Origin of the sequence: Roseomonas sp. GC11 (assembly GCF_024437745.1) — a bacterium.
Classification (GTDB): domain Bacteria; phylum Pseudomonadota; class Alphaproteobacteria; order Acetobacterales; family Acetobacteraceae; genus Pseudoroseomonas.
In genome coordinates this window covers 30,396-49,982 of record NZ_JANFNY010000003.1, presented here as the reverse complement: position 1 = coordinate 49,982, position 19,587 = coordinate 30,396, and the positions used below count along the sequence as shown (strand labels likewise).

The window sequence follows — 19,587 nt, the reverse complement described above, 5'->3', positions numbered from 1 at the left end:
TCCTCCGGTGGCCTGCCCGTGCGGTCCTGCCGCCGGTGGCCTTGTTTCCGGCAGTCTCGGCCCGGTGGAGTCCGGCGCGAAGTCCCAGATTTTCTTGTGCTACCCCAACCTGATGTTAGGGTGGGGCGATGCACCGCACCCCGCTGCCCCTTGAAAGCCTCTGGGCCTTCCGCGTCATCGCGGAGACGGGCAGCCTGACGGCCGCCGCCGCCGCGCTCGGGGTGACGCAGCCGGCGGTCAGCAAGCGGCTGCGCGAGCTGGAGGCGCGGCTGGGCTGCCCGCTGGTGCGGCGCGGGGTCAATGCCATCGGCCTGACGCAGGCGGGCGCCCGGTTCGCCGCCGAACTCCAGGCCGGCTTCGCCCAGATCCAGGCCGCGGTGGACCACCTCCAGGCGCGGCCCGCGCCGCTGCGCATCCGCGCCTATACGACCTGGGCGCTGCGCTGGCTGATCCCGCGCCTGCCGCGCTTCCACGCGGCGCATCCGGGCATTGACGTGGAGGTCTCGACCTCCACGGCGGTGGTGGACCTGGCGCGGGAGGGGGTGGACGCGGCCGTGCACACCGTGGCCGCCGGCGCCCCGCCGCCCTTTGGCGGGCGGCGCCTGCAACCCGTGGCGATCGCGCCTTTCGCCGCCCCGGCCCTGCTGCGGGGTCTGGCGGCGCCCTGGCCGGCCACGGCGCGGCTGCTGGGCAGCAGGGTCCGCGCGCGGGACTGGGAATTCTGGCTGTCGCGCGCCGGCATGGGCGGGGCCCAGCCGCCCGGCTTCCCGGCGCCCCTGCTGTTCGAGAGCACGACGCTGGCCATCGAGGCGGCGCTGCAGGGGCTTGGTGTCGTCATCTGCTCCCCCGCCTTCGTCTGCGGGGAGGTGGAGGCGGGCACGCTCATTCCCCTCTCGGCGGGCAGCCTGCCCACGGGGGATCTCTACTGGCTCTTCCTGCCGACCGGGCGTGTCGGCGGTGCGCTCGCCACCTTCGCGGACTGGCTGGTGCGCGAGGCCGAGGCCGCGACCCCACCCGCCTGAAGCGGCGGCCCGGCCGGCGCCGCCCGGCGGGCCTCCTGTGCCGCGCGGCCTGGCGGTATCTCCGCCCTCTTCATCCGGCTGTCCTGGCGGGCGCGCTTTCTGGCGCTCCTTCTGGCGCCCCTCCGGGCGCTCCTCCGGGCGCGCCTGTTGGCTGCGGGCGCGTTTTCCGTTTGCAGAATGGCATTCTCCATATTGAATGGTCCGCCGGAGCCGTCTAGCCTCCCCGCCAAGGCCGCGAAGGCCACCGAAGACTCAGGGATGGAAACGGCCAGGGTGCCCCCCCGGCCGCCGGGAGAGGGATGACGCCAGTGCCGGACACCACAGCCGTGCTCTCCAGCCGGGCCTTGCCCCTGGAGGCCCTCCAGGCGCTGCTCGACCCGCGCAGCGTCGCGGTGGTGGGCGCCTCGGGCGAGGCCGCGCGCATCGGCGGGCGGCCCATCGACTACATGGCCCGGCTCGGCTATCGCGGCCGCATCCTGCCGGTGAACCCGAAGCACCGGGTGGTGCAGGGGCTGGCGGCCTATCCCGGCATCGCCGACCTGCCGGAGACGCCGGATGCCGCCATCATCGCCGTCCCCGCCGCCGCGGCGGCGCGGGCGGTGGAGGAACTCGGCGCGCGCGGCACGAAGGCGGCCATCCTGTTCAGCGCCGGCTTCGCCGAGATGGGGGAGGAGGGGGCGGCGGCCCAGGCGGCCATGCTGGCCAGCGCCAGCCGCCACGGCATGCGGCTGCTCGGCCCCAACTGCCTCGGCCTGTTCAATGCCCGCAGCGGCTTCTACGGCACCTTCACCACCAGCCTGGAGCGCGGCGCCCCGGTGCCGGGGCCGATCGGCATCGCCAGCCAGTCCGGCGCCTATGGCATGCACCTCTTCGGCCTGGCGCGCGACCACGGGCTGGGCCTTTCCTGCGTCGTCACCACGGGCAATGAGGCGGATCTCAATATCGGCCACATGATCGGCTGGATGGCGCAGGACCCGGGCACGGAGGTCATCGCCGCCTATGCCGAGGGTATTCGCGACGCGGCGAGCTTCCTGGCCGCGCTGGAACTGGCGCGGCGCAACCACAAGCCGGTGGTGATGATGAAGGTGGGGCGCAGCGCCGTGGGCAGCGCCGCCGCGCGCTCGCACACCGCCTCCATCGCGGGCGATGACGCGGTGACGGAGGCGGTGCTGGCCGAATACGGCGTGGTGCGCGCCCGCACCACGGAGGAGATGCTGGATATCGCGCGCCTCGCCACGCGCCGCATCTACCCGGCGGGGAATTCCCTCGGCGTGCTGACCATCAGTGGCGGCGCCGGCGTGCTGATCTCTGACGCGGCGGAGGCCATCGGCCTGCCCATGCCGGAAATGCCGGCGGCGGCGCAGGCGGAACTCCGCGCGGCGCTGCCCTTCTGCGCGCCGCAGAACCCGGTGGACTGCACCGCCCAGGCGCTGAACGATCTCTCCCTCACCGGCCGCTTCGCCCGCGCGCTGGTGGAGGAGGGCGGATATGGCTCCATCCTCGCCTTCTTCACCCATGCGGGCGGCGCCGCCTCCGTGGCGCCCCGGCTGCGCGCCGAGCTGAAGGCGGTGCGGGACGCGCATCCCGGCCGGCTCTTCGTCCTCTCCGTGCTGGCCGATCCCGCCCTGGTCGCGCAGTTCGAGGCGGATGGCTTCACCGTGTTCGAGGACCCCTCGCGCGCTGTGGTGGCGATCCACGCCATGGGTCGCTTCGGCGATGCCTTCGCCGCGCCGCCGCGCGAGCGCCCGCACGCCGGCCTCGCGGTGGCGCTGCCCGCCAGCACGCCGAGCGAGGCGGAGGCCAAGCGCATCCTCGCCCAGGCCGGCATCGCCGCGGCGCCGGAACGCGCCTGCGCCGATGCGGAGAGCGCGGTTGCGGCGGCGGAGACCCTCGGCTTCCCCGTGGTGCTGAAGATCCTCTCGCCCGACATCCTGCACAAATCCGAGATCGGCGGCGTGCTGCTGAACGTCGCCGATGCCGCCGCCGTGCGCGCGGGTTTTTTTCAGTTGCTGGAACGCGCGGCGCGCGCGGCGCCGGCGGCGCGCATCGAGGGCGTGCTGGTGGCGAAGCAGCTTTCGGGCGGCGTCGAATGCATCCTGGGCGTGCACCGGGACCCGGTCTTCGGCCCGGTCGCCATGTTCGGCCTGGGCGGCATTTTCGTCGAGATCCTCAAGGATGTCGCCTTCCGCCGCTGCCCCTTCGGTGAGGCGGAAGCCGAGCGGATGATCCGCTCCATCAAGGGCGCGCCGCTGCTGCTGGGCGCGCGCGGCCGCCCGCCGGCCGATATTCCCGCCCTGGCGCGCATGCTCGCACGCCTCTCTGTCTTCGCCAGTGAGGCCGGGCCGCGCCTGGCGGGCATCGACCTCAACCCCGTCTTCGCCATGCCCGCGGGGCAGGGCGCCTTCGCCGCCGATGCGGTGATCGACATCGCGGAGGATGCTCAGTGATCGACCCCGAGAAACTCCTCAACTTTCCCATCCCCGAGATGCGCCAGCGCATCCGCCCGCAGGATGCGGTGTTCTACGCCCTCTCCATCGGCATGGGGCAGGACCCGCTGGATGCGCGGCAGCTGCCCTACATCACCACGCAGAAGGGGCCGGTGGTGATGCCGGCCATGGCGGTGGTGCTGGGCCATCCCGGCTTCTGGCTCGGCAATCCGGCGACGGGGGTGGATGCGCTGCGGCTGGTGCATGGCGAGCAGCGCATCACCCTGCACCGCCCCCTGCCTGCTGAGGGCGAGGTGATCGGCCGCACCCGCGTCACCGGCCTCGTCGACAAGGGCGAGGGGAAAGGCGCCTTGCTCTACTCGGAAAAGGAAATCACCGATGCCGCCACGGGGGAATTGCTGGCGGTGACGGGCAGCACCACCTTCCTGCGCGGCGATGGTGGCTTCGGTGGCCCCGCCGGCCCGGTCCTGCCGCCCAACCCGATGCCGGAGGGCGTGCCGGACCATGTGCTGGACCTGCCGACGCGGCCCGAGCAGGCCCTCTATTACCGCCTGAACGGCGACGACAACCCGCTGCACACCGACCCGGAGGTGGCCTCGCGCGCCGGCTTCCCGCGCCCCATCCTGCACGGGCTGTGCACGCTGGGCGTCGTGGCCCACGCCATCCTGCGCGAATTGTGCGGCTACAGCGCCGGGGCGCTGAAGGGGCTTTCGCTGCGCTTCTCCGCGCCGGTCTATCCGGGCGAGACGATCCGCGTGGAGATGTGGCGCGGCGGTGCCTTCCGCGCCCGCGTGGTGGAGCGCGACGTGGTGGTGGTCAACAATGGCGCGGCGGTGCTGGCATGAGCGCGATGCTCCAGGATGAGCGCGAGGACGCCATCCGCATGATCCGCGACAGCGCGGCGGGTATCGCGCCGCGCGGCGGCGACCGCCGGCGCGTGCGCGCGCTGCGCTTCCAGGCCCCCGGCTTCGACCCGGCCGTGTGGCGGCAGATGGGCGAGCTCGGTTGGATCGGCCTGCGCGTGCCGGAAGGGCAGGGCGGGGCCGGCCTCGGCATGGGCGCCTTCTGCGCGCTGGCCGAGGAACTCGGCGCGGCGCTGGCGCCGGAACCGCTGGTGCAGGGCGCGCTTTCCGCGCGGCTGCTGGCGGCGCTGGGCGCCACGGCGCCGCTGGGCCGCCTGATCGCCGGGGAAAGCCTGGTGCTCACGGCCTGGCAGGAGCGCGCCAACAGCCTCGACGTGCCGGGCACGCCGGAGGCGCCGCGCCTCTTCCTGCCCATGGCGGAGGGGGCGCAGTCCTTCCTGGTGCCTGTCCGCGCCGGCGATTCTTGTTCCCTGTTGCTGCAGACGGCGGAAGGCGCCGCGCTCGCGCTGGAGCCGACGCAGGATGGCGGCAGCTTCGGCACGCTGCGCCCGCATGGCGGTGAGCGGCTCGGCACCGTCTCCACCGCTCAGATGGAGGAGGCGCTGGAGGAGGCGGCCCTCGGCACCGCCGCGCTGCTGCTCGGGGTGATGGAGCAGGCCTTCGCGATGACGCTGGATTATCTGCGCACCCGCCAGCAATTCGGCAAGCCGATCGGCAGCTTCCAGGCCCTGCAGCACCGCGCGGCTGATCTCAAGGTGCAGATCGCCCTCAGCCGCGCCAGCATCGAAGCCGCCGCCGCGCTGTGCGACCGCGCCGCCATCCCCGCAGCCCAGCGCCGCGCCGCCATCGCCCGCGCCAAGGCGCGCGCCGCCGATGCCGCGCTGCTGGTGACGCGGCAGGCGGTCCAGCTGCATGGCGGCATCGGCTATACGGACGAGGCCGATATCGGCCTTTATCTGCGGCGCGCGATGGTGCTCGCCAACCAGTTCGGCACGGCGGCGCTGCACCGCCGCCGCTTTGCCGCCGCCCAGCCGGAGGCCGAGGCATGACCGACTTCAACGCCATGACCGACGAGGATTTCCGCGCCGAGGTGCGCCGCTTCGTCGAGGACGAATATCCCGCCCATCTGCGCAATCCGCCGCACCGCCTGCACTGGCAGGAGGGTGAGGAATGGTTCCGCATCGTCCAGAAGAAGGGCTGGGTGGCGCCGGGCTGGCCGCGCGAGCTGGGCGGCATGGGGCTGGACGCGTCGAAGCAGATCATCCTCATCGAGGAATATGAGCGGCACGGCGTGGCGCGCCTGCCGGACCATGGCGTGATCATGCTCGGGCCGCTGTTGATCCGCTTCGGCACGGAAGCGCAGCGCGCGCGCTTCCTGCCGCGCATCCTCTCCGGCGAGGATGTCTGGTGCCAGGGCTATTCCGAGCCCGGCGCCGGCTCCGACCTCGCTTCATTGCGCACCGAGGCGGTGCTGGAGGGAGAGGACTATATCGTCAATGGCCAGAAGATCTGGACCACGCTGGCCACCGATGCCAACTGGATCTTCTGCCTTGTCCGCACCGACAGGAGCGCCAGGAAGCAGGAGGGAATCTCCTTCCTGCTGATCGACATGAAGAGCCCGGGGGTGACGGTGCGGCCGATCATCAATCTCGGCCTGCATGACGAGTTCTGTGAGGTGTTCTTCGACAATGTCCGCGTGCCGCGCGAGAATCTCGTGGGCGAGCCGAACAGGGGCTGGAGCATGGCCAAGGCCCTGCTCGGCTTCGAGCGGATCTTCCTCGGCTCGCCGCGGCAATCCGCCTATGCCCTGGCGCGGCTGCGGATGCTGGCGGAGCGCATGGGCGTCTCCGAGGAGCCGGATTTCCAGGAGCGCTACACCCGCCTGCGCTGCGACCTGGAGGACCACAAGGCGCTCTACGAAACCTTCGTGGCCGTGCTGCGGCGCGGGGAATCGCTCGGCGCCGATGTGTCGATGCTGAAGCTGCACCAGTCCGATCTGTTCCAGCGCATCACCGAGTTGATGCTGGAGATCGGCGGCGAGAATGCCGGGCTGCTGAAGCCGATGGAGGGCAACCGGGACCTGCATCCGGCCGGGCAGTTCATCGAGGCCCGGCCAACCACGATCTATGGCGGCAGCTCGGAAATCCAGCGCGGCATCCTGGCCAAGGCGGTGCTCGAATTGCCGGGCTGAGAGCAGCCCCAGGGGAGGAAAAAGAATGAGCGTCCTGAACAGGCGTGCGGCTCTGGGACTGGCCGCGGCCGGGCTGCTGCCCGCCATGGCGCGCGCGGCCGAATCCTGGCCCGCGCGGCCCCTGCGCATGATCATCCCCTTTCCCCCTGGCGGCACGACCGACCTGATGGGACGGCTGCTGGCGGAGCGCCTCGCGGCGCGGATCGGGCAGTCTGTGGTGGTGGAGAATCGCGGCGGGGCGGGTGGCAATATCGGCGCCGACGCGGTCGCGAAATCGGCGCCCGACGGCTATACGCTGGTGATGTGCTCGATCGGCACGGCGGCCATCAACTATGCCGCCTATGGTGCCTCCATGCCTTACAGGCCGCAGGATCTCGCGGCGGTGGGGCTCGCGGTGCGCGTGCCGAATCTCGTTCTGGCATCGAGGGAATCGGGCTTCGCCAGTTTCCAGGCCATGGTCGAGGCGGCGCGCAGGGCACCGGGCCGGCTGAATTACGGCACCTCCGGCATTGGCGGCAGCCCGCATGCCTGCATGGAACTGGTGAAGGTGCGCACGGGCATCGACGTCACCCATGTGCCCTATCGCGGGTCCGGCCCGATGCTGACGGAACTGGTCGCCGGCCGCATCCAGACGGCGATGGACAATATCCCCTCCGCGCTGAACTTTGTGCGCGAGGGGCAGATCCGTGCCCTGGCGGTGACCAGCCGCGCGCGTGTGGCGCTGCTGCCCGATGTGCCGACACTGATCGAATGCGGACTCGCCGATTTCGATGCCACGGCCTGGTTCGGCGTGCAGGCTCCCGCGGCGACGCCGGCGCCCGTCATCACGAAACTGGGTGCCGCCATGAATGCGGTGGTGGGCAGTGCCGAATGGGCGGAGCGGATCGCGGCCTTTGCCGCCCAGCCGCCGGCGCTCACGCCACAGGGTGGCTCCACGCCGGAAGCCTTCGCCAGTTTCATTGCGCAGGAAATCACCCGCTGGGCCGATGTGGCGCGGGCGGGCAACATCAGTGTCCAGTGATCCCGGGGACAGCAGAAGGAAAAGCCGGTGAGCATCCGAGGCAAGGCCTGCATCATGGGCGCCTATGAGCACCCGACCCGCAAGGCCGAGAATAAGAGCGTGGCGCAGTTGCATGCCGAGGTGGCGCTGGGTGCGCTGCGTGATGCGGGGCTGACGCGGGGCGACGTGGATGGTTATTTCTGCGCCGGTGACGCCCCCGGCATGGGCCCGCTCAGCATGGCCGATTATCTGGGCCTGACGAAGCTGAAGCATGTGGACGCCACGGATCTTGGCGGCTGCTCCTACCTCGCGCATGTGGCGCATGCGGCGGAGGCCATCGCGCTCGGCAAGTGCAGCGTGGCGCTGATCACGCTGGCCGGGCGCCCACGCTCCGAGGGCCAGGCCACCGGCACCGCGCCGCGCGCCGGCAATCCGTCACAGCCGGATGTGCAGTTCGAATATCCCTATGGCGCCGCCATCGCCAATATGTATGCCATGTGCGCGCGGCGGCATATGCATGAGTTCGGCACCACCTCAGAGCAACTCGCCTGGATCAAGGTCGCTGCCAGCCACCACGCGCAGCACAATGAACACGCCATGCTGCGCAAGCTTGTCACCGTCGAGGAGGTTTTGAACTCGCCCCTGGTGGCCGACCCGCTGCACCGGCTCGATTGCTGCGTGATCAGTGATGGCGGCGGCGCGCTGGTGGTGACCAGCCCGGAGATCGCCCGCACGCTGAAGCGTCCCCTGATCTCGGTGCGCGGTGCGGGCGAGGCGGTCAAGCACCAGGAGGGCGGCCGTATCGACCTCACCTATACCGGTGCCCGCCATTCCGGCGCCCGCGCTTTCGCCGAGGCCGGCGTGACCCCGGCCGACATCAAATATGCCAGCATCTATGACAGCTTCACCATCACGGTTCTGCTGCAGCTGGAGGATCTGGGTTTCTGCGCGCAGGGCGAGGGCGGCAAATTCGTCGCTGATGGCAACCTGATTTCCGGTGTCGGCCGGCTGCCCTTCAACACCGATGGCGGCGGCCTCTGCAACAACCACCCGGCCAATCGCGGCGGAATCACCAAGGTGATCGAGGCGGTGCGGCAATTGCGCGGTGAGGCGCACCCCGCCGTGCAGGTGAAGAACTGCGATCTCGCGCTGGCGCATGGCACGGGCGGTTCGATCGGCACTCGCCATGCCAGCGCGACCCTGGTGCTGGAAAGGCTGTGAGCATGACCGACCGCATTCCCCCTTCGCCCACGCCCGACCCTTCCACGCTGCGTTTCTGGGAAGCCGCGCGCGAGGGCAAGCTGCTGATCGGCCGCAACACGCGGACCGGACAGGCGCATTACCCGCCCCGCCCCATCTGCCCTTTCTCCGATGAGGGGGAGGTGGAATGGGTGCAGGCCAGCGGCCGCGGCACGATCTACAGCTTCAGCATCATGCGCGCGAAGCTGCCCTATGCCATCGCCTATGTGGAGCTGGCGGAAGGGCCGCGCATGATGACCAACATCATCGGCTGCGACTTCGATGCGCTCCGCATCGGCCAGGAGGTCCGGCTGGTGTTCCAGCCCAGCGAGGGCGATGGCTACCCCGTGCCGATGTTCAGCCCGGTCTGAGTTTGTCAGTGCTCACAGGATACGCAAGGAATCCAACGCATGATGCTTGAAGGCAAGGTCGCGATCGTCACCGGCGCGGGGGGCGGCATCGGGCGCGAGATCGCGCTGGCCATGGCGCTGGCAGGGGCGAAGGTGGTGGTGAACGACATCGGCGCCTCGCTCACCGGTGAGGGCGAGACCTCGGCCACCCCCGGCCAGCAGACCCGCGCCATCATCGAACAGCGCGGCGGGCAGGCGGTGGTCAACACCGACAGCGTCTCCGACTGGGAGAGTGCGAAGCGCATCGTCGGCACCGCGATCGAAACCTTCGGCCGCGTCGACATCGTCGTCAACAATGCCGGCATCCTGCGCGACCAGATCTTCCACAAGACGACGCCGGAGGAATGGCTGTCTGTCATCAATGTGCACCTGAATGGCAGCTTCTTCGTCTCCCGCGCGGCGGCGGAGCATTTCCGCGCGCAGGGCTCGGGCGCCTATGTGCACATGACCTCGACCTCTGGTCTCGTCGGCAATTTCGGCCAAGCCAATTACTCGGCGGCCAAGCTCGGCATCGCCGCGCTGTCGAAATCCATCGCACTCGACATGCAGCGCTTCGGCGTGCGCTCCAACTGCATCGCGCCCTTCGCCTGGAGCCGCATGACCAGTTCCATTCCGGCCGAGACGCCGGAACAGAAGGCGCGCGTCGAGAAGCTGAAGCGCATGACGCCGGAGAAGAACGCCCCGCTCGCCGTCTTCCTCGCCAGCGATGCGGCCAGGGACGTGACCGGGCAGATCTTCGCTGCCCGCAACAACGAGATTTTTCTGTTCAACCAGCCCCGCCCGGTGCGCAGCGCGCACCGTTCGGAAGGCTGGACGCCGGAGCTGATCGCCGAGCACGCGCTGCCTGCGCTCAGGGCGCAGTTCATGCCGCTCGACCGCAGCGCGGATGTCTTCGCCTGGGATCCGGTCTGAGCGGATCATGGGCTTTCAGGGCTGCGCGCCGGGCCGGAGAATGCCTCGGCGCCTGAACAACAGGGAGAAAAACGAGAATGTTGCAACGCCGCCAGTTCCTGCTGGGCGCGGCCGCGGCCCCCCTTGCCGCAGGCGCCGCCCGTGCCCAGGGTAACCCCACCATCCGCCTCGCGGTGCTGGGGGATTTCTCCGGGCCTTACCGTCATCTCTCCGGCCCCACCGCCGTGGCCTGCGTCCGGCAGGCGGTGATGGATTCCGGCATCACCGCGCGCGGCATCAATGTCGAGGTGCTGCAGGCCGACCACCAGCAGAAGCCCGATATCGGCATGGGCATCACGCGCGAGTGGTTCGACCGCGCCGGTGTCGATGTCGTGCTGGAGGTCAACAACTCCTCCATCGCCCTCGCCCTGAACGGGCTGTGCCGCGAGAAGGACAGGATCCATCTCAACACCGGCGCCGTCACCGCCGAGCTGACCGGCAAGTCCTGCAGCCCCAACACGGTGCACTGGACCTACGACACCTACATGCTCTGCCGCTCCTCCGGCATCGCCACGGTGCGCGCCGGGGCGGACACCTTCTTCATCATCGGCGCCGATATGGCCTTCGGCCACCAGATGGAGCGTGACCTGACGAATTTCGTGAAGGCGGAAGGCGGCAGGGTGCTGGGCACGATCCGCCACCCCTTTCCGGGCACGATGGATTTCTCGCCTTTCCTGCTGCAGGCTTCGCAGAGCCGCGCCAAGGTGGTGGCCTTCGCCAATGGCGGCTCGGACTTCATCACCTGCGTCAAGCAGAGCCACGAATTCGGCCTGGTGCGGCGCGGGCAGAAGCTGCTCGGCACCGTCGGCTTCGTCAACGACGTGAAGGCGCTGGGGCTGGAGATGGCGCAGGGCCTGCTGCTGACGGAAAGCTTCTACTGGGACCTCAATGAGCGCACCCGCGCCTTCACGAAGCGTGTCCTGCCGCTGACGCCGGACAACTACCCGAACCAGACCCATGCCGGGAACTATTCGGCGGTCACGCATTATCTCAAGGCGGTGGCTGAACTGGGGCCGGCGCGCGCCAAGGAATCCGGCCGCGCGGCGATCGAGGTGATGCAGCGCATGCCGAGCGATGACGACGCCTTTGGCGCGGGCCGGCTGCGCCCCGATGGCCGGCACCTGCACGACGTGCATTTGTTCGAGACCAAGAAGCCCACCGAATCCCAGGGCCCCTGGGACCTGCTGAAACTGGTGCAGACCACGCCCGCCGAGGAGGCCTTCCGCCCGCTTTCCGAAGGTGGCTGCCCGCTCGTCAGAGGCTGAGAGGCGCATCCGGGAGGGCGCGTGCCCTCCCGGCGGCGTGCTTACCCGGCGTCGAGCTGCAGCCCCTCGCGCTTCAGCACGGCGCCCCATTTCTCCGTCTCGCCGGCGACGAAGGCGGCGTATGCGGCGGGCGTGCCATAGGCGGGTTCACCGCCCATCTCGGCGAAGCGCTGCCGCGTCTCCGGCTGTTCCAGCAGCGCCTTGATCTGCCCGTTCAGCGCCTGGACGACGGGATCCGGCGTGCCGGCGGGGTAGAAGGCACCGAACCAGGTGTTCACCTCGTAGCTGGCCAGTTCCGGCAGCACCTCGCGCAGCGGCGGCAGGTGCGGCAGCTGCGGGTTGCGCTCGGCGCTGGTCACGCCGAGCGCGCGCGCGCGGCCCTCGCGCACCTGGGTCATCGCGCTGGTCAGGTTGTCCAGGCTGAACTGCACCTCGCCCGCCACCAGCCCCATCATCGAGGGGCCCGCGCCGCGGTAATGCACCGCCGTGGCGCGCGTGCCGGTCAGCTGGGTGAACCACACCGCCGAGAGATGCGGCGACTGGCCGATGCCCGGCGTGCCGTAGCTGAGCCTGCCTGGATGGTCGCGCAGATAGGCGATGAAATCCTTCGCCGATTCCACCGGCAGGGACGGGTGCACCACCAGCACATTCGGCCCGCGGATCATGTTGGAGACGGGGATCAGCTGGTCCGCCCGGTAGGGCAGGCTGCGGAACAGCGAATAGGCGATGGCCTGCGGCCCGATATTGCCGAGCAGGATGGTGTGCCCATCCGGCCTGGAGCGCACCACCTCGGCGGTGCCGATTGTGCCGCCGGCGCCGGATTTGTTCTCCACCACCCCCGGCTGGCCCCAGTTCTGGGTGATGTGCTGGCCGAGCAGCCGGCCCATGATGTCGGTGGTGCCACCCGAGGCGGCGGGGACGATGATGCGCACCGGCTGGCTGGGCCGCCAGGCGGGGGGCGCGCTGGCGCGCGCGGGGAGGGGCGGCAGCCCCGCCCCCAGCGCGGCGCCCAGCCCGATGCCGCGCAGCAGGGTGCGGCGATCCAGGTCCTTCATGACGTTTTCCTCCGCGATGGCCCTCTCGCCGGGGCCATTCCCGCCGGAGTTGAGCCGATGCGCGGGCGCCTGTCATGCGCAAAGCGTGATATTCAGCCAGGAAAATATCATTCCGTATTCTGAGGTGGATGCCCCAGCGGAAACAGCGCCTTGCCGGTAAAGGCCGCGACCTCGCGCAGCTCCCCGCCAAGCCGGGCGAAGACCTCGGGCGGATGCTGCCCGGCGATGGTGATGCCGCTGAGGCCGAAGCGCGGCTGCCCGTTGCGGTCACGCACCAGCGCGCCCACGGTGATGAGGCCGCGGTAGAGATTGCCGTGGTCGAGGCTCCAGCCCTGCGTGCGGGCGGCCGCCACATCGGCCAGATAGGCTTCGAAGCTGGGGGGCGCCTGCCAGCGCAGGGCGGCGAAGCGGCGGCGCAGTTCATCCGCCGGCAGGTCAAGCGCGGCGGCGACGCAGCGCCCCACCGCGCCCACCAGCATCGGCAGCCGCAGCCCCAGGCGCATTTCCACGCGCACTGCCGTGTGGCTGTGGGCGCGGTCGATCAGCACGATGTGGCCATCGCCGGTGACGCGCCACAGCACGATCAGCATGTCGTAGTTCAGCGCCAGCCGCTCCAACTCGGGGCGGATCAGCTCGGCATGGCTGACGCCGATCAGCCCCGCCGCCAGTTCGGCCACGGCCAGGCCCAGCGTGTAGGTCTTGTCACTGTCCCGGAAGGCAACGAAGCGCGCCCGCGTCAGGGTGCGCAGGATGTTGAAGCAGCTGCTGGGGCTGATGCCGGTGCCGCGCGCCACGGCCGCGACGCCGAGCGGGCCGCTGGCGCCCGCCAGATGCTGGAGGATGCGGATGGCGTGGATGACGGCGCCCACATCGCGCTGCCCGGCGGGATCGCGTTCGGGGGCGGGAAGGGCGGTGTCCATTCGATATCCCGAAGAGTTTCCCGTATGCGGAATGTAGCCTGTGCGCCGGCAGGCGCAAAGCACCGCGTTCCGGGCAGTCCGCCGGGTGGCGGCGGGCTGCCTTTCCGGTCTCCCGCAGTCGCGCCACGCAGGCCGTCTGAACGGCGATTGCCGGGGCGCATTTTGATGCCCAAGTTTTATTATGACAATAAAATCACCTGATCATGGCGTGGCCTCCTCCTGCTCCGCCAACCCGATAACGCCGCGCTCACCCAGGGCGCGGATCCGCTCTTCGGAGTAATGCAGGCCATGGCGCAGGATATCCGCCGTGTGCTGGCCCAGCACCGGCGGCGCGGCCAGGGGTGCCTGCGGGCTGCCGGGGAATTTGATGGGGCGGCCCAGCACCGGCAGCGGCCCCAACCGGGCATGCGTCACCTCCACCACCATCTCCCGTGCCCGGGCATGCGGATGCGCCAGCGCCTCCCGCACGCCGAGCACGGGGGCATGCGGGATGTCATGCGCCGCCAGGATCGCCTCCCATTCGGTGACGCGCCGCGTGCGGGTGATGGCGGCAATGCGGGGCTCGATCTCCTCCCGGCGGGCCTGCCGCTGGGCCATGGTGACAAGCCCCGGATCCAGCCCCCATTCCGCGCAGCCCAGCGCGGCGCAGAGGCGTGGCCAGAAATGGTCCGCCAGGCAGGCGATGACGATGGTGCCATCCGCCGCCGGGAAGGCGTCATAGGGCACCACGCTGGGATGGGCCGAGCCCATGGGCCGTGGATCCTCCCCGGTGATGAAGGCCAGCTGCGAGAGATAACCCAGCAGCGACAGGGTGCCGTCATACAGGCTGGCATCGACCAGCCGGCCACGCCCTGTCGCCGCGCGCTCGTGCAGGGCGGCCAGGATGCCGAGCGCGCCGAAAATACCCCCCGACATGTCGCCCACCGGCAGGCCGAGCTTCACCGGTGGCCCGCCCCGGGCGCCGTTGACGCTCATGACGCCGGTCATCGCCTGCGTCACGATGTCGAAGGAGGGCGCCCCGGCCAGCGGGCCGGTGAGGCCGAAGCCGCTGATGGCGCAATAGATCAGGCGGGGATTGCGCGCCATCAGCGCGGCGGCGCCAAGGCCCAGGCGCTCCATCACGCCGGGGCGGAAATTCTCGATCAGCACATCCGCCCCACTCGCCAGCTCGCGCAGGATCGCGGCCCCCTCAGGCTGGCGCAGATCCACCACCATGCTGCGCTTGCCGCGGTTCAGCGCCAGGAAGTAATGGCTCTCCCCCTCCAGGAAGGGGGCGAAGCCGCGGGTCTCGCCGCCGCGCCCCGGCGCCTCCAGCTTCAGCACCTCGGCCCCCAGATCGGCCAGGAACTGCGCCGCCAGCGGGCCGGCCAGCACCCGCGTCAGGTCCAGCACGCGCAGCCCGGACAGCGGGCCGCGCCACCCGCCGCCCCCCTCCCCGGCCGCGCCGCCCCAGGGCATCGCCTGATCCATGACACGCTCCTCCCGCGCCCGGCTACTGCGCCGCCAGCCCCAGCTTGCGGATGACCGGCTCCCAGAGGGCGCGGTCACGCCGCATCAGCGCCGCCAGATCGGCCGGCGTGCCGCCCAGCGGGTCGGCGCCGTCCTGGACCATGGCGGCATGGATCGCCGGTTCGCCCAGCGCCGTGTTCACCGCCCTGTTCAGCGCCTGGATGATGGCCGGCGGCGTGCCGCGCGGCGCGTAGAGGGCATTCCAGGCCTCCAGCGCCACCTCCACCCCGGCTTCCGCCAGGGTCGGCAGATCGGGCAGGGATTCCGAACGCCGCGCGGTGGACAGGGCCAGGGCCGTGACCTGCCCCTGGCGGATCGGCGCCAGGGCCGCGGTGACCGTGTCGATCGAAACCTGCACGTCATTGCGCAGCAGCCCGGTCAGCGCCTGGCCGCTGCCGGTATAGGGCACCGGCAGCAGGTCCAGCCCCGCCCTGTCGCGGATCATCTGCAGCAGCACGCGCGCCGTGGTGCTGGGGCAGCCCACCGAGATTTGCCCCGGCTGCCGCCGTGCCGCCGCGGCCAGCTCCGCCAGGCTGGCATAGCGGCTGCCCCTGCCGCTGGCGAGCACCATGCCGAAGCGCAGCACCCCGGCGACCGGCTCGAAATCGCGCACCGGGTCGAAGCCCAGCGTGGCATAGACGAATTCATTGCCGGCATGGGTGCCGTTGGTGCCCCAGAGCAGGGAATAGCCATCCGGCTCGCTGCGCGCCGCCGCCGCCGCGCCGATATTGCCGCCGGCGCCGACCTTGTTCTCCACGATGAAGCCCTGGCCGAACTGCCGGTGGAAGGATTCGGCGAAGCGCCGGGCGAAGACATCCGAGCCCTGCCCCGCGGCATAGGGAACGATCAGCCGCACCGGCCGGCTGGGATAGGCGGCCTGTGCGCCGGCCCCGGGCGTGAAAAGGCTCGTTCCCGCCAGCAATGCCAGCGGGCCTGCGAGCATGGTCCTCCTGTGCATGACGTGCCATCCCTGTGCTGTGTTCTGTTTTGTCGTTCTTGGCAGGCAGGAGGCCGGGGGCGCGTGCCCCCGGCCGGGTCATGGCCAGAATGTGCTCCGCCTCAGGCGCCGCGGCTCGGCAGCGCCACGAGGCCGGTGCCGACCACCGACAATTCGCCATCCTGGTTGACGGCACGCTGCTCGATCTCGACGAGGTGGCGGCCGCCCTCCACGCGCCTGTCCACCACCGTGCCGTCGATGAAGAGCAGGTCGCCCTCGGGGTTGTGGCGGCGCAGCTTGCTGGTGGCGCGCAGCAGGAAGCCGTCATCGCCCATCCAGTTGGTGAGATGATGGGTCAGCCAGGAGCAGCGTTCCGGGCCGTAGTCATAGGCGCCGGGCGCGCCGACCATCAGCGCCATCTCGGGCTCCCAGTGCACGCGCTCCGGGCAGTCGGGGATGCCGAAGCGGTTCTTGATGCCGAGGCCGGGATGGTTGCGGATCTGCCGCCAGGCGAGCTTGTTGGCGCGGATATAGAGGCCGCCCCAGCCCTGGGCGTAGCCGATGAAGCCGGTGACGGTCATCGGGCCCTTGGCCATGGTCGGCAGCGCCTCGCCGGTGCGCACATCCTCCCAGTAGCGCGGCGTGGCGCCGCGCACCTCCTCCGCCTCGTAGAGCCTGTAGACGCGCTCCAGCTCGGCCTCGGTATAGACGCGGGGCGGCTTGTTCTTCACGTCACGATACTTGGTGCCCTGCTCACGCGCCGCGTCGCGGTCGGTGCGGAAGCACCAGCTCTCGGCCTCGGCCACCTTGTCGCCGCCATCGCCATAGAAATCCACATGGTAGATCTGGCGGATGGCGCGGCCGGCGAATCCCGTCTCGTGCTCGACGAGGTCGGCCAGATGCGCCTCGGTGCGGATGGTCTCGTTGCGCCTGACCCAGCGGTGCCAGCGCCAGTCCGCCCCGGACCACATGGCGTGCACCCCCGGCAGCCCGCCGACATAGCCGGAGATGATGCGGCTGGTGGTGAAGAGGAAGCTGGGCAGCGCGACGATGCCGCCGAGCGCGCTGCGCTCCGCATAGGCCGGGTCGCACCAGAGCGGGTTGTCATCGCCGATGCCATGCGCGTAGTGGCGGATGCCGTCGCGCGTGGCCTCGTAGTTCCAGGGCTCTGCGGTGTTCTCGATCGGTTTGCCGATGCGGGCGCGCAGCTCCTCCAGCGCCGCCTCCGTGATCTTGGGGAAATACCGTGTGCCAGGCTCATCCAGCAGCGTTGCGGACATGCGTGTTCCTCCATGCGTCTCGTTGTTCAGGCGGGGTGGCGGCTCAGGCGACCACGCGGCGCGCGGCCTCGGCGTCGCGCAGGGCCTTGCGGTTGATCTTGCCCGCCGGTGTCTTCGGCAGCTCCGCCACGAAGGCGAGCTGGCGCGGATATTCATGCTGGCTCAGGCGCGCGCGGGTGAAGTCCTGCAATTCGCGCGCGAAGGGCTCGCCGCCCGCGCGCGGGCTGACGATGAAGGCCTTGACCACCTGGCCGCGCAGCGCATCGGGCACGCCGATGGCGGCGGCCTCGCGCACATCGGGGTGCTGCATCAGCACATCCTCGATCTCCACCGCGCTCATGGTCCAGCCGGCGGAGATGATGACGTCATCCGCGCGGCCGGCGTGGTAGAAATAGCCCTCCTCATCCACCCGCCCGAGATCCTTGGTCGGCACCCATTCGCCGCGGCGCAGCAGGCGGATCTCGCCGATCTCGCCCGGCGCGGCGGGGGTGCCGTCCGGCCGCTGCACCTGCACCGTCAGCCCGGGCACGGCCTTGCCCAGCGCGCCGGGCTTGACCACGAAGTCCCGCGCGCCGGGGTAATTGACCAGCGCCACGCCGATCTCCGTCGTGCCGTACATGCTGCAGGCGGGCACGCCAAAGGTTTCGTCGATGAAGCGCAGCGTCTCGGCATCGATCGGCTCGCCCGTATAGGAGAGCTTGCGCAGGGCGAAGCGGAACTGCCCGGCGGCGCCGCTGGTGCGCATCATGCGGTAGTGGGTGGAGGCGGCGGAGAGGTTGGTGATGCCGTAATCCTGCAGGGCGCGCATCAGCCGCGCGGCGTCGAAGCGCCCGGCATAGGTGCCGGTGGTGACGCCCATGGCGAGCGGCGCCAGGGTGCCATGCGCCAGCCCATGCCCCCAGGCCGGTGAGGAAGGGCAGAAGAACTGCTCCCCCGGCCGGATGCCCGTGCCATAGAGCGCCGCCAGCATCAGCACCACCACGGAGCGGTGCGTGTGCCTCACCGCCGCCGGCAATTCCCGTGTCGTGCCCGAGGTATACTGGAACAGGGCGAGGTCGTCCGCCGCCGTCTCCGGCGCATAGGCCGCCGGGAAATCCGCCAGCGCCGCGAGGAAGCCGGCATCGGCGACCACCGTTTCCGTGCCGGCGAGGCCGGCCGTCATGGGCGCCTTCTCGGCATTGGTCAGCAGCAGGCGCGGCGCGCAGTCCGCCACCCTGAGGCGCACCCCTTCCGGCCCGAAAAGGGTGAAGAGTGGCACGGCGATGGCGCCGCATTTCATCGCGCCGAACATCGCCGCGTAGAAGGGCAGCGAGGGGTCGAGCATCACCGCCACACGCTCCCCCGGCGCGACACCGCGCGCCCGCAGCCAGTGCGCGATGCGCGAGGAGGTTTCGGCGAGGGCGCGGAAGGTGATCCTCTCGTCCCGGCCATCGGCATGGGCGACGCGCACCGCGAGGCGCGCCGGGTCGGCCGCGTGCCGGTCGATGCATTCATGGGCGATGTTGAAGCGCGCCCGGTTGCCATCGAAGAAGTCCCACAGGCGCTGCGGCGTGTAGTGCGACTGCGCGAACGCATAGTCACAGCTTTCGGCGAGCTGTGTCATCGGACGGTGCCTCCCTCGGCCTTTGAGGCCGTTGCCGCATTCAGGCGCGCGCCGCAGTGTGTTGTCAAATGGATTCATTTGTTGTATCAGTACAACATGAACCCCCCCGCAGACCCCCTCCCCGCCGCCACGGGCGGCGACACCATCCGGGCCGTGCCCGCGGTGACGCGGGCCATCGCCATCCTGCGCCTGCTCGCCCGCAGCGAGGCGCCGCTCGGCGTGCAGGCCATCGCGCGGGCGCTTGGCATCGTGCCCAGCACCTGCCTGCACATCCTGCGCGCCCTGGTGGCGGAGGAGATGCTGGTGGTGGACCCGGCGACCAAGCGCTACGCGCTGGCCAGCGGCATCCTCGCCCTGGCGCGCGGGATGCTGCGGAACGACCCGTTCAGCAATCTGGCGCAGCCCGTGCTGGACCGGCTGGCGGGGCAATACGGCACAACCGCCATCGGCGTGGAGGCGATGGGGCTGGAGCATATGGTGGTCCTGGCCATCGCCCGGCCCGGCCAGGCGCTGCGCCTGCAGGTGGATGTGGGCAGCCGCTACCCCGCCCTGATCAGCGCGACGGGGCGTTGCGTGGCGGCCTTCGGCGGCCACCCCGCGCGTGAGGTGGAACGGCGTTTCCATGCGCTGCGCTGGGAAAACCCGCCGACGCTGGAGCAGTGGCGCGGCGATGTGGAGGCCACGCGCCACAGTGGCTACGCGATCGACGAGGGGCGCTACATCGCGGGCGTGACGGTGATCGCGGCGCCGGTGCTGCTGCGCGGCCGCGTCTCGCATGCGCTTGTCATCGTCGGCGTGAGCGAGCAGCTCCGCCGCCAGGGCGTGCTGGAGATGGGCGCCGCGCTGAAGGAGGAAGCCGCCGCGCTGTCGCGGCGGCTTGAAAGCCTCTAGCCCG

The 19,587-nt window shown here is 70.5% G+C and carries 17 protein-coding genes; 11 read left to right on the top strand and 6 right to left on the bottom strand.

What is annotated here, in order from left to right:
* Nucleotides 1-128: 128 nt before the first annotated feature.
* From NON00_RS01670 to NON00_RS01625, 10 genes are all read left to right on the top strand, one after another.
* A complete protein-coding gene (locus NON00_RS01670) occupies nt 129-1,022 on the top strand; it encodes a LysR family transcriptional regulator (RefSeq protein ID WP_256016978.1) in 894 nt (297 codons plus the stop codon).
* 308 nt (nt 1,023-1,330) lie between these two features.
* Nucleotides 1,331-3,469: an acetate--CoA ligase family protein gene (locus NON00_RS01665; RefSeq protein ID WP_256016975.1), complete on the top strand. Its 2,139-nt coding sequence runs from the start codon at nt 1,331-1,333 to the stop codon at nt 3,467-3,469.
* Nucleotides 3,466-4,314: a MaoC/PaaZ C-terminal domain-containing protein gene (locus tag NON00_RS01660; RefSeq protein ID WP_256016972.1), complete on the top strand. Its 849-nt coding sequence runs from the start codon at nt 3,466-3,468 to the stop codon at nt 4,312-4,314. Before NON00_RS01665 ends, NON00_RS01660 begins: the two co-directional genes overlap by 4 nt.
* The gene (locus NON00_RS01655; protein WP_256016969.1) at nt 4,311-5,381 is read left to right on the top strand and encodes an acyl-CoA dehydrogenase family protein; all 1,071 of its coding nucleotides are present in this window, start codon (nt 4,311-4,313) and stop codon (nt 5,379-5,381) included. Before NON00_RS01660 ends, NON00_RS01655 begins: the two co-directional genes overlap by 4 nt.
* On the top strand, nt 5,378-6,523 hold the full coding sequence (locus tag NON00_RS01650; protein WP_256016966.1) for an acyl-CoA dehydrogenase family protein: 1,146 nt from the start codon (nt 5,378-5,380) through the stop codon (nt 6,521-6,523). Before NON00_RS01655 ends, NON00_RS01650 begins: the two co-directional genes overlap by 4 nt.
* A 25-nt stretch (nt 6,524-6,548) precedes the next feature.
* Nucleotides 6,549-7,544, top strand: a complete 996-nt coding sequence (locus tag NON00_RS01645; protein ID WP_256016963.1) for a tripartite tricarboxylate transporter substrate binding protein — start codon at nt 6,549-6,551, stop codon at nt 7,542-7,544.
* A gap of 27 nt (nt 7,545-7,571) precedes the next feature.
* Nucleotides 7,572-8,744 (top strand): thiolase domain-containing protein, encoded by a 1,173-nt coding sequence (locus NON00_RS01640; RefSeq protein WP_256016960.1) that lies wholly within the window; start codon nt 7,572-7,574, stop codon nt 8,742-8,744.
* 2 nt (nt 8,745-8,746) lie between these two features.
* Nucleotides 8,747-9,133: a Zn-ribbon domain-containing OB-fold protein gene (locus tag NON00_RS01635; RefSeq protein ID WP_256016949.1), complete on the top strand. Its 387-nt coding sequence runs from the start codon at nt 8,747-8,749 to the stop codon at nt 9,131-9,133.
* Nucleotides 9,134-9,172: 39 nt separating this feature from the next.
* Nucleotides 9,173-10,084, top strand: a complete 912-nt coding sequence (locus tag NON00_RS01630) for an SDR family oxidoreductase (protein WP_256016946.1) — start codon at nt 9,173-9,175, stop codon at nt 10,082-10,084.
* Between the two features lie 77 nt (nt 10,085-10,161).
* Nucleotides 10,162-11,388, top strand: coding sequence for an ABC transporter substrate-binding protein (locus NON00_RS01625; RefSeq protein ID WP_256016943.1), 1,227 nt, complete (start codon nt 10,162-10,164; stop codon nt 11,386-11,388).
* A gap of 41 nt (nt 11,389-11,429) precedes the next feature.
* Here NON00_RS01625 and NON00_RS01620 read toward each other — a convergent pair whose 3' ends face one another.
* The 6 genes from NON00_RS01620 to NON00_RS01595 all read right to left on the bottom strand — a co-directional run bounded on the left by NON00_RS01620 (nt 11,430) and on the right by NON00_RS01595 (nt 18,692).
* Complete coding sequence (locus NON00_RS01620) at nt 11,430-12,443, bottom strand: tripartite tricarboxylate transporter substrate binding protein (RefSeq protein ID WP_256016940.1); 1,014 nt, start codon at nt 12,441-12,443, stop codon at nt 11,430-11,432.
* Nucleotides 12,444-12,550: 107 nt separating this feature from the next.
* Complete coding sequence (locus tag NON00_RS01615) at nt 12,551-13,363, bottom strand: IclR family transcriptional regulator (protein WP_256016937.1); 813 nt, start codon at nt 13,361-13,363, stop codon at nt 12,551-12,553.
* Between the two features lie 201 nt (nt 13,364-13,564).
* Complete coding sequence (locus NON00_RS01610) at nt 13,565-14,833, bottom strand: CaiB/BaiF CoA-transferase family protein (RefSeq protein WP_256016935.1); 1,269 nt, start codon at nt 14,831-14,833, stop codon at nt 13,565-13,567.
* A gap of 22 nt (nt 14,834-14,855) precedes the next feature.
* Complete coding sequence (locus tag NON00_RS01605; RefSeq protein ID WP_256016933.1) at nt 14,856-15,815, bottom strand: tripartite tricarboxylate transporter substrate binding protein; 960 nt, start codon at nt 15,813-15,815, stop codon at nt 14,856-14,858.
* A 116-nt stretch (nt 15,816-15,931) separates the two neighbouring features.
* A complete protein-coding gene (locus tag NON00_RS01600; RefSeq protein ID WP_256016930.1) occupies nt 15,932-17,089 on the bottom strand; it encodes a MaoC family dehydratase N-terminal domain-containing protein in 1,158 nt (385 codons plus the stop codon).
* Nucleotides 17,090-17,132: 43 nt separating this feature from the next.
* Complete coding sequence (locus tag NON00_RS01595) at nt 17,133-18,692, bottom strand: acyl-CoA synthetase (protein ID WP_256016927.1); 1,560 nt, start codon at nt 18,690-18,692, stop codon at nt 17,133-17,135.
* A 96-nt stretch (nt 18,693-18,788) separates the two neighbouring features.
* On the opposite strand from NON00_RS01595, the gene NON00_RS01590 reads away from it, so the two are divergent.
* On the top strand, nt 18,789-19,583 hold the full coding sequence (locus NON00_RS01590) for an IclR family transcriptional regulator (protein ID WP_256016924.1): 795 nt from the start codon (nt 18,789-18,791) through the stop codon (nt 19,581-19,583).
* Nucleotides 19,584-19,587: the final 4 nt, after the last annotated feature.